11 protein-coding genes are annotated in these 11,619 nt (G+C 68.8%); 3 read left to right on the top strand and 8 right to left on the bottom strand.

The window, feature by feature from the left end:
* Positions 1 to 130: 130 nt before the first annotated feature.
* Positions 131 to 403, top strand: a complete 273-nt coding sequence (locus AC07PZ_RS18235; protein WP_495296539.1) for a DUF2164 domain-containing protein — start codon at positions 131 to 133, stop codon at positions 401 to 403.
* Between the two features lie 46 nt (positions 404 to 449).
* On the opposite strand, the gene AC07PZ_RS18230 is transcribed toward AC07PZ_RS18235, so the two are convergent.
* The 6 genes from AC07PZ_RS18230 to AC07PZ_RS18205 form a co-directional block, all read right to left on the bottom strand.
* Positions 450 to 1,151, bottom strand: coding sequence for a phosphoribosyltransferase (locus tag AC07PZ_RS18230; RefSeq protein WP_495296538.1), 702 nt, complete (start codon positions 1,149 to 1,151; stop codon positions 450 to 452).
* Between the two features lie 76 nt (positions 1,152 to 1,227).
* Positions 1,228 to 2,046, bottom strand: a complete 819-nt coding sequence (locus AC07PZ_RS18225) for an ATP-binding cassette domain-containing protein (RefSeq protein WP_495296537.1) — start codon at positions 2,044 to 2,046, stop codon at positions 1,228 to 1,230.
* Positions 2,043 to 3,158, bottom strand: coding sequence for an ABC transporter ATP-binding protein (locus AC07PZ_RS18220; protein WP_495296536.1), 1,116 nt, complete (start codon positions 3,156 to 3,158; stop codon positions 2,043 to 2,045). Before AC07PZ_RS18220 ends, AC07PZ_RS18225 begins: the two co-directional genes overlap by 4 nt.
* The gene (locus tag AC07PZ_RS18215; protein WP_495296535.1) at positions 3,155 to 4,042 is read right to left on the bottom strand and encodes an ABC transporter permease; all 888 of its coding nucleotides are present in this window, start codon (positions 4,040 to 4,042) and stop codon (positions 3,155 to 3,157) included. The genes AC07PZ_RS18220 and AC07PZ_RS18215 overlap by 4 nt, the downstream gene beginning before the upstream one ends.
* Positions 4,039 to 5,016: an ABC transporter permease gene (locus AC07PZ_RS18210; protein ID WP_495296534.1), complete on the bottom strand. Its 978-nt coding sequence runs from the start codon at positions 5,014 to 5,016 to the stop codon at positions 4,039 to 4,041. The genes AC07PZ_RS18215 and AC07PZ_RS18210 overlap by 4 nt, the downstream gene beginning before the upstream one ends.
* Positions 5,016 to 6,608, bottom strand: a complete 1,593-nt coding sequence (locus AC07PZ_RS18205; RefSeq protein ID WP_495296533.1) for an ABC transporter substrate-binding protein — start codon at positions 6,606 to 6,608, stop codon at positions 5,016 to 5,018. The genes AC07PZ_RS18210 and AC07PZ_RS18205 overlap by 1 nt, the downstream gene beginning before the upstream one ends.
* 98 nt (positions 6,609 to 6,706) lie before the next feature.
* Here AC07PZ_RS18205 and AC07PZ_RS18200 point away from each other — a divergent pair, with 98 nt between their 5' ends.
* Positions 6,707 to 7,891 (top strand): M20 aminoacylase family protein, encoded by a 1,185-nt coding sequence (locus AC07PZ_RS18200; protein ID WP_495296532.1) that lies wholly within the window; start codon positions 6,707 to 6,709, stop codon positions 7,889 to 7,891.
* Here AC07PZ_RS18200 and AC07PZ_RS18195 read toward each other — a convergent pair.
* Entirely contained in the window at positions 7,872 to 9,257 is a 1,386-nt protein-coding gene (locus tag AC07PZ_RS18195) for a tetratricopeptide repeat protein (RefSeq protein WP_495296531.1), read from the bottom strand. The two genes, AC07PZ_RS18200 and AC07PZ_RS18195, sit on opposite strands and share 20 nt — an antisense overlap.
* Positions 9,258 to 9,436: 179 nt before the next feature.
* Here AC07PZ_RS18195 and AC07PZ_RS18190 point away from each other — a divergent pair, with 179 nt between their 5' ends.
* Positions 9,437 to 9,997, top strand: a complete 561-nt coding sequence (locus AC07PZ_RS18190; protein WP_495296530.1) for a murein hydrolase activator EnvC family protein — start codon at positions 9,437 to 9,439, stop codon at positions 9,995 to 9,997.
* A gap of 103 nt (positions 9,998 to 10,100) precedes the next feature.
* On the opposite strand, the gene AC07PZ_RS18185 is transcribed toward AC07PZ_RS18190, so the two are convergent.
* Complete coding sequence (locus AC07PZ_RS18185) at positions 10,101 to 11,588, bottom strand: ABC transporter substrate-binding protein (RefSeq protein WP_495296529.1); 1,488 nt, start codon at positions 11,586 to 11,588, stop codon at positions 10,101 to 10,103.
* Between the last annotated feature and the right edge of the window lie 31 nt (positions 11,589 to 11,619).

Here is an 11,619-nt window from a genome sequence, read left to right as displayed (position 1 = left end):
CAGGAAACGCCGGTGCCTCGCGCTACTTCACCGCGATGCACCAAAACGTATACGAAAAAAGATACGCAAAGTAGTGCATGGCCTGCAAGCAGGTTGCGTACCAAGCGGGTGCGCAGGCAGACTGGCGGACATGACCATCGAGATTTCCAAGGAAGCCCGCCAGCAGGCGGTTTCGTCCATCGAGCGCTATTTCCGGGAGAACATGGAAGAGCGCATCGGCAACATCGCGGCGGGTGCGCTGCTCGGCTTCTTCCTGGAAGAGGTCGGTCCGCTGGTCTACAACCATGCGGTGGCCGAGGTGCAGGAGCGGCTGCAGGCGCGCATCTCGGAGATCGACATCGAGCTGCACGAAGAGGCGTTCACCTACTGGCAGAAGTTCGACCGCATGCGCAAGCCGCGCTGATTGCGCACTGCGCCGCACTGCCGGCAAGCGGCAGCCCGGCGGACGTTCAGGCGCGTTCGACCCAGCCGTCCGGCACCGCCTGCAGCAGCGGGCTCTCGAACACGCCGACCATGCGGGCGGCGCGCTCGGCGCCCAGCGTGTCCTTCCAGCGATGGCCCTGCAGCATCGCGACGCCGCAGGCCAGCACCTCGGCGCCGATGTCTTCCATCAGCGTCCAGGGCGCCTTCAGCGTGCTGCCGCTGCTGACCGCATCGTCCACCAGCACCACGCGCTTGCCCTGCACCAGCGGCAGCAGGTTGGGGTCGAGGTACACGCGCTTGCCCGGCGTGGGCGTGGTGATCGACTGCACCGCGCCCGACAGCGCCTCGTCGTACCAGAACTTGCGCGAATAGCCCATCGGCACGTAGCGCGCATGGCCCAGATGGCGCGCGACCACGGGTGCGAAGGTCAGGCCCAGCGTCGGGATGCCGACCACCACGTCCGGCTTGAACGGCGCGAGGCGCTCGGCCAGCATGCGCCCGAGCGTCTCGATGACTTCCAGCGAGGCCTGGTTGCAGATCAGCGAGGCCACCGCGTGCGTCGGTTCGCTGGCGAGCTGGCGGATCGGCAGCACCAGCACGCGGCCATCGGGCAGCCGTGCGGGGTAGCCATGGCGCCAGGGCGCGGCTGTGTCGGACGCGGCGGCCGTGTCGGCGTCGACGATGCGCTGCCAGTAGTCGGTCGTTGCTTCGGTGAAATGCGGGGTCATGCGGTCGGGTGGGGAAGGCGGCGGCGCGCGAAAGTCGCGGCGCGGGCGCGCAGTGTACTGAGGCGCATGCGAAGTTTCAGCCCGACTGGCGCGACGGGTCGGGCACCGGCGTGGCGGCGAGCAGCTTCTGCGTGTAGGCATGCTGCGGTGCGTTCAGCACCGTGTCGGCATCCCCCGTCTCGACCATGCGGCCCTGGTACATGACCATCACGCGGTCGGCCATCGCGCGCACCACGCCGAGGTCGTGCGTGATGAACAGGTAGGCCAGATTCTTCTCGCGCTGCAGGTCGGCCATGAGCCGCAGGATCTGCGCGCGGATCGACACGTCGAGCGCCGACACCGGCTCGTCCGCGACGATCACCGCCGGGTTCGAGGCCAGTGCCCGCGCGATGCCCACGCGCTGCCGCTGGCCGCCCGACAGCTCGTGCGGCAGCCGATCGCGGAAGTGCGCGGGCGGCAGCCCGACCTGCTCGAGCAGCGCGTCGATCTCCTTCGCGGCCTCGCGGCCCGACAGGCCGCGGTGGTAGGTCAGCGGCAGCGCCACGCTCTGGCCGATGCTGCGGCGCGGGTTCAGCGAGCCGCCGGTGTCCTGGAACACGACCTGCACCTCGCGCCGGAAGTCGCGCCGGGCCGTGCCCTGCTGCTGCGCGATGTCCTGGCCCTTGTAGAAGATCGCGCCTTCGCTGGGTGCGGTCAGACCGAGCAGCATGCGGCCCAGCGTGGTCTTGCCGCTGCCGCTCTCGCCAACCAGCGCGAGCACTTCGCCGGGCCGGATCTGCACCGACACGCCGTCGACGGCGCGCTGCATCGCCTTCGCGCGGAACAGGCCGCCGCTGGCGCGCACCGGGAACAGCCGGCTCACGTCGCGCGCTTCGAGCAATGGGAGATCGCTCATGGCATGGCTCCCTCGCCGCTTCCGGTAGAGGATTGGGGAGAGGGCTGGGGTGAGGTGGCGACAGCCGACCAGGCATGCGCGGCCAGCGCTTCGTCGCTGCGCAGGCAGCGGTCGCTGCCGGCCCCGTGCACAGCCCCATCCACGGCCCCATCCACGGCACCCTGCAGCTTCAGCGGCGGCCCGGCCGCATCGCACAGGCCCGGTTGCGCGATCGGACAGCGCGTGTGAAAGCGGCAGCCGCGCGGCCAATGGCCGGCGACCGGCACGCCGCCGGGAATCGAGAACAGCGAACGCGCACGCGACTGCGGATTCAGGATGCTCTTCAGCAGCCCCTGTGTGTACGGATGCCGCGGCGCGGCGAACAGTGGCGCCACGTCGTTGCTCTCGACCAGCTCGCCCGCGTACATCACGTTCACCTGCTGGCAGGTCTCGGCCACCACCGAGAGGTCGTGCGTGATCAGCAGGATGCCGAGGTCGAGCTCCTTGCGCAGCCGGGTGAGCAGCTTCAGGATGCCGGCCTGCACCGTCACGTCGAGCGCGGTGGTCGGTTCGTCGGCGATCAGCAGCGCGGGCCGCATCGCCAGCGCCGCCGCGATCAGGATGCGCTGGCGCATGCCGCCCGACAGCTCGTGCGGATACTTGCGCGCCACCTGCGCGGCGTTGGGCAGTTCCATCAGGTCGATCAGCTCGATCACGCGCGCGTCGAGGCCGTCGGTGCGGCCGTGCGCACGCAGCGGCTCGGCGATCTGGCGGCCGACCGGCATCAGCGGGTCGAGGTAGCTGGTCGGGTCCTGGAACACCATGCCGACCTGCGCACCGCGCACGCGGCGCAGCTCGGCCGGCGGCAGCGTCGCCAGGTTGCGGCCGTCCAGCAGCACCTGGCCGTCGCCGACCTGCGCGTGTGGCGACGGAAACAGGTTCATCACCGCGAAGGCGGTCATCGACTTGCCCGAACCCGATTCGCCGACCAGGCCCACGGCCTCGCCGCGCCGCACGTTGAAGGACACGTCCCTGACCACGCGCAGCGCGGGCGACGCGCCGCGGCGGATGTCGACCGACAGGCCGCGCACGTCGAGCAGCGCGTCGCTCGCTGGGCGCACGGGTGCGTTCATCGGCCTTCTCCCCGCGGGTTGAGCGCGTCGTTGAGCGCATCGCCCAGCATGTTGAACGACAGCACCGTGAGCGCGATCGCCAGCCCCGGAAAGGCCGACATCCACCAGGCGCTGCGGAGGTACTGCTGCGCGTCGTTGAGCATCGCGCCCCACGACACGTGATTCGGGTCGCCGAGGCCGAAGAAGCTCAGGCTGGCCTCGATCAGGATCGCCATCGCGATGTCGAGCGAGCCCAGCACCACGATCGGCGCGGCCACGTTCGGCAGGATCTCGCGCACGATGATCGCGCCGCTGCCCATGCCGGCCACGCGCGCCGCGTCGACGAACTGCGACTGGCGCAGCGTCGCGACCGAGGCGCGCACCACGCGCGCGAGCTGCGGCCACGACAGCGCCGCGATCACCACGATCATCTTGAACACGCTGGTGCCGAACAGCGCGATGACGATCAGCGCCACGACGAAGCGCGGCAGCGTCTGGAAGAACTCGGCCACGCGCATCAGCAGCGTGTCGATCCAGCCGCCGAAGTAGCCGGCGAGCGCACCGACGATCACGCCGACGATGACCGCGAACAGCGCACTCGCCACGCCGACGGTCAGCGAGATGCGGGTGCCGTAGAGAACGCGCGCCCAGACGTCGCGGCCGAGGTCGTCGGTGCCGAGCCAGTGGGCCGGCGACAGCGGCGGCAGCAGCGCGTCGTTGCCGCCGCCCAGCGGGTCGTAGCCCGTGACGAACGGGGCGAACAGCGCCGCCGCGACCAGCAGCACGAGAAAAGCCAGCGCGAGCACGGTGGCCGTGCGGCGCAGCAGCCGCTGGCGGAAGCCGGCCTTGCGCAAGGGCGTGCCGACCGGCGGCACGGCGATGGGCGCCATGGATGTGTCGCTCATGAACGTTCGATCCGCGGGTCGATGAGCCGGTGCAGGATGTCGGTCAGCAGGTTCGCGATGACGACCGTGGCCGACACCATCAGCAGGATCGCGAGCATCACCGGGTAGTCGCGCTTGGAGATCGATTCGTACAGCAGCCGGCCGATGCCGGGCCAGGCGAACACGGCCTCGATCAGCGCCGAGCCCGCGAGCACGAAGCCGACGTTGTAGCCAATGACCGTCAGCACCGGCGCCGCCGCGTTGCGCAGCGCATGCACCACGACCACCGTCCATTCGCCGGCGCCGCGGGCGCGCGAGGCGAGGATGAAGTCGGCGCCCATCACCTCGAGCATCGCGGCGCGCGTGATGCGCGTGATCAGCGTCAGGTAGCGCAGCGACAGCGCGAAGGCCGGCAGCACCAGGTAGCGCAGGTGTTCGACGAAGCCTTCCCAGCCCGGCGCCACGCCGCGCACCGGGTTGTTGCCCTGCGAGGGGAACCAGCCGAGCCCGATCGCGAACACCAGGATCAGCAACTGGCCGAGCCAGAAGTCCGGTATGGCATAGCCGGCGGACGAGGCACCCTGGATCACCGAATCCGCCAGGCTGCGGCCCGGCCGCGAGGCCGAACGCGCGGCCACGATGCCGAAGGCGATGCCCAGCACGCTGGCGAAGGCGAGCGCGGTCAGCGTGAGTTCGAGCGTGGCGCCGAGGCGCTCCAGGATCAGCGTCGCCACCGGCTGCTGGTTGGCGAAGGAATAGCCGAAGTCGCCCTGCATGACCTTCGACAGGTAACGCAGCAGTTGCACCCAGATCGGCTGGTCGAGGCCGAACTCGCGGCGCATCTGTTCGAGGTATTCGGGCGGCGCCGGAAAGTCGCCGACCAGCAGCGTGATCGGGTCGCCCGGCGTGAAGGCGATCAACAGGAAGTTGAGCACCACCACCGCCAGCAGCAGCGGTATCGCATGCAGCAGGCGGCGCAGGATGAACGACGGCATCAGTCGAGACGCTTGACGCCGGCCCACTGGTCGCGGGCATCGAGGGCCGGGAACATGCCGGTCAGCTTCTTCGTGGCGGTGTCGACGGTTTCCTCGTCGAACAGCACCAGCGTCGGCAGGTCCTCGTTGAGGATCACCTGCAGCTCCTTGTAGAGCCTGGCGCGCACCTCGCGGTCGGCCGCCGTGGCGGCCTGGCTCAGCAGGTCGTCGACCTTTGGGTTGGCGTAGCCGCTCGCGTTGGTGTTGGGCGCGGTGCCGGTGTAGGTGTTGTAGAGCCGCGTGTAGCCGATGGCCGGATCGCCCGCGGAGAAATAGGAGCCGAGCGTCAGGTCGAAGTCCTTCTTGGCGAACACGCGGTCGTAGTAGACCGAGCGTTCCAGCGGCTCGAGCTTCACCTCGAGGCCGATCTGGCGCAGGTTGTCCTGGATGATCTGCGACTGAGCGCGCATCTGCGCACGGCTCACGTCGAACGGCATGCGCACGGTCATCGTGCCGGCCGCGACGCCGGCCTTGGCCAGCAGGGCCTTGGCGCGCGCCGGGTCGAGCGGGAATTTCTTCGCGTAGCCGACCTCTTCGTTGAACAGCCACTTGAAGCCGTCGCCGAACGCGCCCGCGCCGGGGCGCGCGATGCCGTTCATCACCTGCTTCACCAGCCGCTGCCGGTCGATCGCGAAGGCCAGCGCATGGCGCGCGTCCTTCTTCGCGAACAGCGGCGACTGGGTGTTGAACATCATGAAGTAGACCGCCGGAATGTTGACGCCGCGGCGCGGCGCCAGGCTCTTGTCGGCCAGGATGCGCGGCACCTCGGGCTTGGGTGTGTAGAAGTCGAGCAGCTCGTCGATCTCGCCGGCCTGCAGCGCGGGCACGCGGTTGGCCGCCTGCGGAATCACCTGGAAGATGATCGATTCTAGGAAGGGCTTGTCGCCGTCCCAGTACTGGTCGTTGCGCACGAGCCTGATGCTGGCGCCGCGCTTCCATTCGGCCAGCTTGAAAGGGCCGGTGCCGACCGGCTTCTGATTGGCCGGGTTGGCGCCGATGTTGCTGCCCTCGTAGATGTGGCGCGGCAGGATCGGCGCGTCGAACACCGTCATCTGCGACAGGAAGGGCGCGTACGGTTTCTGCAGCTTGACGACCACCGTGCCGGCGTCGGGTGCGTCGACTTCGATGCCCAGGTTCTTGAACACCGGCGCGGCACGCGGATGCAGCTTGCCGATGACTTCGAGCAGGCTGAACTTGACGTCGGCACTGGTGAAGTCGCGGCCGTCGTGCCACTTCACGCCCTTGCGCAGCGTGAAGCGGTAGGTCTTGCCGTCGGGCGTCACGGTCCAGGCCGTAGCCAGCGAAGGCTTCGGGTTGTATTGCGGATCGAGCCAGACCAGGCCTTCGAGGATCTTGGCGGCCACGTCGCCTGCCGCGAAGTCGGTGGTGGTGCCGAGGTTCAGCGTCGGCGGATCGGCGTCGATGCCGAGCACCGCCGTGCCCTTGCCGGTGGCGGCGCGGCCGTAGCGCGTGGTGGCGAGGCCGCCGGCCAGCGCGAGCGCACCCAGGCTCAGTTGGCGGCGGTTCAAAAGGAGGGTGTTGTTGTGCGTCATCGAGGGGATTCCTGCGCGATGGGGTTTTGCCCGGATTATTGGCACGGAGAATGCAGGATTCGTTCCCGCACCCTCTGTTTTCACGAGAAAGCCACCCGATGATTTCCGTTCCCATCCTTCCCGGCATTGCGGCCAGCACCGGAGAGATGGTCGGCCTGCGCCGCCAGATCCATGCGAATCCGGAACTTGGCTACGAGGAGTTCGACACCGGCGATCTGGTGGCCGAACGGCTGGCGCGCTGGGGGTATGAAGTGCACCGCGGGCTCGGCGGCACCGGCGTGGTCGGCACGCTCCAGGTCGGCAGCGGCGGCAAGCGGCTGGGCCTGCGCGCCGACATGGACGCGCTGCCGATGACCGAGACCACCGGGCTGCCGTACGCGAGCCGGCATCCGGGCCGCATGCACGCCTGCGGCCACGACGGCCACACCGCCACGCTGCTGGCCGCAGCGCAATTGCTTTCGGTGACGCGCGGCTTCAACGGCACGCTGAACCTGATCTTCCAGCCGGCCGAAGAAGGCTTGGCGGGCGCGAAACGCATGGTCGAGGACGGCCTGTTCGAGCGCTTTCCCTGCGACGCGGTCTACGCGTACCACAACGAACCCGGCTTCGCGGCCGGGCAGTTCGGCTTCCTGCCGGGCGTGATCTACAGCTCGTCGGACACGGTGGTCATCACGGTCGTCGGCAAGGGCGGCCACGGCGCGATGCCGCACACCACGGTCGACCCGATCCTGGTCAGCGCGCACCTGATCCTCGCGCTGCAGACGCTGGTGTCGCGCGAGGTCGACCCGAACGACATGGCGGTCGTCACCGTCGGCGCGATGAACGCGGGCAAGGCGCCCAACGTGATCCCGACCAGCGCCGAGCTGCGGCTGTCGGTGCGCGCGCGCCGGCCCGAGGTGCGCGCCTTCCTGCGCGAGCGCATCACTGCGATGGCGCACGCGCAGGCGGCCGTGCACGGCGCGACGGCGACGGTCGACTACCAGTGGAAGGTGCCGCCCTGCATCAACGACGAGGCCGCGACCGATTTCGCGCGCCGGCTCGCGCTCGAATCGATGGGCGAGAAGGCGCTGATCCCCGACATGGCGCCGCTGCAGGCCAGCGACGATTTCGCCTTCATGCTGAACGCGGTGCCCGGCAGCTATTTCATCGTGGGCAATGGCGACGGCAAGCCCGGCAGCGGCCCGGGCTGCATGGTCCACAACACCGGCTACGACTTCAACGACGAGATATTGCCGAGCACGGCCAGCTACTGGGTCACGCTGGTCAATGCGTACCTGAAGTGAGTGCCGTGAGCGAAGTGAGCGACGCCGGCAGGCCGAGCGCCGCATAGACGGCCGCGGTCTGGCGGCGCAGCCGCTTCGATTCGGGCTGGCCGTTGAGCTGCTGCTGCAGGATGCCCTGCGCGCCCGTCAGCGTGGCTTCGGTGCCGCTGCGGACCAGTGCGTCGAGATACACCTGCTCGAAGAGGTCGCGCTGCGCGTGGCTGCCGCCGATCTCGATCAGCCGCGGCAGCGCCATCCCCAGGCCGTCGATGGCGGCGGCGAAGTCGCCGTGCGCATGCGCACGCAGGCCGTGCGCGGCGGGCACGCAGACACGTTCCCAGGCAGCCCGCGTCGATGCGGGCGCGCGGGGCGCGAAGTCCGCGATGTTGCGCAGCAGCGTGTCGGCTTCGGCACGGCCCGCGCGTGCGAGCCCGTAGAGGTACTGCAGGTCGAGGAAGGGCAGCACGTGGTCGTCGAGGCGGCGGCTCAGGTAGTTGCCCAGGTCGGCCCAGCGCTCGCCGACGTCGATGCCCGCGAGTTCGAAGCGGGCGAGCAGCGACACCGCGCCGATCTGGTCCTGCGTGTAGTCCTTGACCACGCCCCAGATCTGCCGGTCGTACACCGCCAACGCCTCGGCGTCGCGGCCCAGGTCGATCAGGAACAGCGCGACGTGCCACCAGTTGTGCGTGACCATGAAGGAATTGAGCCCGACCCAGGTGTCGCTCACGCCCTGCATGAACGCCAGGCCTTCGGTCAGGCGGCCTTCGGTGAGCATCACGTGGCCCAGCGCATGGTGCGCCCATGGCTCCTTGCGGCACATGCCGATGGCGCGCCGCGCGCTCGCCTCGGCGTCGCGCATCAGGTGGCACTGCTCGTAGCCGAATGCGGCCATGCCGTGCAGGTAGGGCACGTCGGCCGCGGCCGGCAGCGCCGCCAGCGCGAGCCGCAGCATGCCCGGGCAATCGCCGGTGTTGAAGCAGTGGTACTGGCCGAGCTTGAGCGACACGAGATCGCGCGGATGCTCGCGGGCCTGCTCCTGGTGCAGCGCGATCGCGCCTGCGATGTCGCCGTCGGCCCAGGCGGCAATGGCGGCGATGAAGCGGCGCTCGCGCGGCGTGGCGCGGGCGGCACCGGCCTGCGCACGCTGCAGGTAGGGGCGCGCGCCGGGCACTGCGTCGCGCGACTCCGCGAACATGTGCAGCGCCGCGCCGTAGGCCTGCACGATCGGGCTCATGTCGTTGTCGATGAGCGGCAGCAGGTTGGCGGCGCGGGCTTCGGTGGAGATGAAGCCCATCACGAAATCGTCGACGAGCGGCAGGCTGGCGGGGTCGTCGAGCGTCAGCGGGTTGCCCAGGCTGTCGACGTGAGAAGGGGAGAAGCGGTCCATGTCCTGATCCTGCCATGGAGCCGCGCTCGCTTCAAACCTAACGTGGGTTGGCCGCCTGCGCCAGAAAATCCCTCCGTCCGACACGGCGGGGTGGATGCCGAAGCGAAATCGAGGCAGTCTATGGCCCCATGAACCTGCCTCTTTCGCCCCTTTCCTTTTCCAGCAACCGCCGCCTTCAGATGGCGGTCCTGGCCCTGTCGCTCGCGGTTCTCGCGGCCTGCACGACGACTCCGCTGCCACCGATGCCGCCGCTGCGTCCGATGACGCCGGTTGAGACGCCGCCACCTCAAACTTCCATATCACCATCGCCCGCGGCGTCATCTGGCGTGGTCGTGCAGCCGCTGGCGCAACAGCCATCGGGCATGTCGTCGCAGCTCTTCGTCGCGCCGGCCAGGGGGCCACGGCTGGCGCGTTTCGATGGCGACAAGAACAAGGGTGTCGACTTTGCCGGGAGCCCCGGCGAGCCGGTGGCCGCATCGCGGGCCGGCCGCGTGGTGCTGGTCAGCAGCGCGCTGCCAGGCTACGGGACGATGATCGTCGTCAAGCACGACGACGACTTCATCAGCGCCTATGCGCAGATCGGCACGGCACTGGTCAAGGAGGGGGACGAGGTCCAGCAGGGCCAGCGGATCGCCGACATGGGCCCGGGCGCCAGCGGACGCACCGAGCTCCATTTCGAGATCCGCAAGCAGGGCACGGCGGTGGATCCGGAGCCCTACATCGACGGCCGCATTCGATAGCAGCCGTCCGATGCGAACCAGGCGCCGTCAGCGGGGCGCCTGGTGGACGCGGTACACGGCGCGGCACGACGCCAGTGGCTGGCGCCGCCGCGAGCCGGAACACTTACCAGGACAGCGCAGCCAGGTCGTTCGCGAAGATCGGCAGTTCCTTCCAGAGGCCCTTCACGTTCTTCTTGGCGATGGTCGGGAACTGCGGCTGGAACAGGAAGCCGTTGGCCGCGTCGGTCGCCAGGATCTTCTGCGCCTCGCCTAGCAGCTTGTTGCGCTCGGCCGCGTTGCCGGTGTTCTTGATCTTGTCGAACAGCGTGCTGAACTCCTTCGACTGGTAGCCCCAGTAGTAGTCGGCCTTGGCGTAGTTGCCGAGGTCGAAGGGCTCGACGTGCGAAATGATCGACAGGTCGTAGTTCTTGTTGCCGTAGGTGCCGCTGAGCCACTGCGCCCATTCGACGTTCTGCACCTTCACCACGATGCCGATCTTGGCCAGCTGGGCGACCACCATCTCGCCGCCCTGGCGGGCGTACGGCGGTGGCGGCAGCGTCATCGTGAGTTCGAGCGGCAGCTTGACGCCGGCTTCGGCCAGCAGCTTCTTGGCCTTCTCGACGTCGAAGGGGTTCACGCCGGTGGTGTCGACATAGCCGGCTGCGCCGGGCACGTAATGGCTGCCGATCGGCGTGCCGAAGCCGTCGGCCGCGCCTTCGATGATGGCCTTGCGGTCGATCGCGGCCAGGATCGCGCGGCGCACGCGCACGTCGTCCAGCGGCTTCTTCGCGTTGTTGATCGCGAGGATGGTCTTGGCGCGCGAGCCGGCCAGGATCACCTGGAACTGCGGGTTGTTCTTGAACTGGGCCACGACGCGCGTGGCGATGCGCGGGAAGGCGTCCACGTCGCCGGCCAGCAGCGATGCGGCCTGCGCGGCCGGGTCGGAGATGAAGCGGAAGGTGATCTTGTTGAGCTTGGCGAAGCTGGGGTTGCGGTAGCCATCCCACTTGCTCAGCGTGAGCGATGCGCCCTTGTTGTAGGCGTCCAGCTTGTACGGGCCCGTGCCGATCGGCTTGGCGGCGTTCGTGTCGGCGCTCTTGGGCTCGACGATGACGGCGGTCGGCTGGCCGAGCAGGAAGGGGAAGTCGGGGTCGATTTCCTTGTTGAGCAGCACGACCGTGTAGTCGTCGATCACCTGCACGCCGATGTTGGCGAACGTGCGCTTGTCCTTGTTCGTGCTCTTCTCGCCGCCGGCGCGGTCGAAGCTGAACTTCACCGTCTGCGCGTTGAAGGGTTCGCCGTTCTGGAACTTGACGCCCTTGCGCAGCTTGAATGTGTAGGTCTTCAGGTCGGGCGAGATGTCCCAGCTCTCGGCCAGCAGCGGCGTGACGCTGCCGTCGGCGTTGATCTTGGTCAGCGTCTCGTAGATGCTGTAGAGCGTGACTTCGCCGATCGACGCAGCCGCCGACGCCGTCGGGTCGAGACCGGTCGGCTCGAGCGTCATGCCCAGCACCATAGAGTCCTTGCGGCTCTGCGCGAAGACGGTGCCCGGCAGCGCCATCGGCAAGGCGGCCAGGGCGGCGGAGGTGAGTACGGTGCGGCGTTTCAACATATCGGGACTCTCCAGAGGATGTAGGGCAAAA

Source organism: Variovorax sp. GW821-FHT10B04, from assembly GCF_059415645.1.
The sequence above is the reverse complement of the archived record's forward strand: the minus strand, read 5'-3'. Positions and strand labels throughout refer to the sequence as shown.

What these genes read in the sequence shown, in the direction of transcription:
- AC07PZ_RS18205 (WP_495296533.1), bottom strand. Translation starts at nt 6,608, where the DNA reads ATGACGCACAACAACACCCTCCTTTTGAACCGCCGCCAACTGAGCCTG.
- AC07PZ_RS18235 (WP_495296539.1), top strand. Translation starts at nt 131, where the DNA reads ATGACCATCGAGATTTCCAAGGAAGCCCGCCAGCAGGCGGTTTCGTCC.
- AC07PZ_RS18185 (WP_495296529.1), bottom strand. Translation starts at nt 11,588, where the DNA reads ATGTTGAAACGCCGCACCGTACTCACCTCCGCCGCCCTGGCCGCCTTG.
- AC07PZ_RS18230 (WP_495296538.1), bottom strand. Translation starts at nt 1,151, where the DNA reads ATGACCCCGCATTTCACCGAAGCAACGACCGACTACTGGCAGCGCATC.
- AC07PZ_RS18200 (WP_495296532.1), top strand. Translation starts at nt 6,707, where the DNA reads ATGATTTCCGTTCCCATCCTTCCCGGCATTGCGGCCAGCACCGGAGAG.
- AC07PZ_RS18215 (WP_495296535.1), bottom strand. Translation starts at nt 4,042, where the DNA reads ATGAGCGACACATCCATGGCGCCCATCGCCGTGCCGCCGGTCGGCACG.
- AC07PZ_RS18190 (WP_495296530.1), top strand. Translation starts at nt 9,437, where the DNA reads ATGGCGGTCCTGGCCCTGTCGCTCGCGGTTCTCGCGGCCTGCACGACG.
- AC07PZ_RS18225 (WP_495296537.1), bottom strand. Translation starts at nt 2,046, where the DNA reads ATGAGCGATCTCCCATTGCTCGAAGCGCGCGACGTGAGCCGGCTGTTC.
- AC07PZ_RS18195 (WP_495296531.1), bottom strand. Translation starts at nt 9,257, where the DNA reads ATGGACCGCTTCTCCCCTTCTCACGTCGACAGCCTGGGCAACCCGCTG.
- AC07PZ_RS18220 (WP_495296536.1), bottom strand. Translation starts at nt 3,158, where the DNA reads ATGAACGCACCCGTGCGCCCAGCGAGCGACGCGCTGCTCGACGTGCGC.
- AC07PZ_RS18210 (WP_495296534.1), bottom strand. Translation starts at nt 5,016, where the DNA reads ATGCCGTCGTTCATCCTGCGCCGCCTGCTGCATGCGATACCGCTGCTG.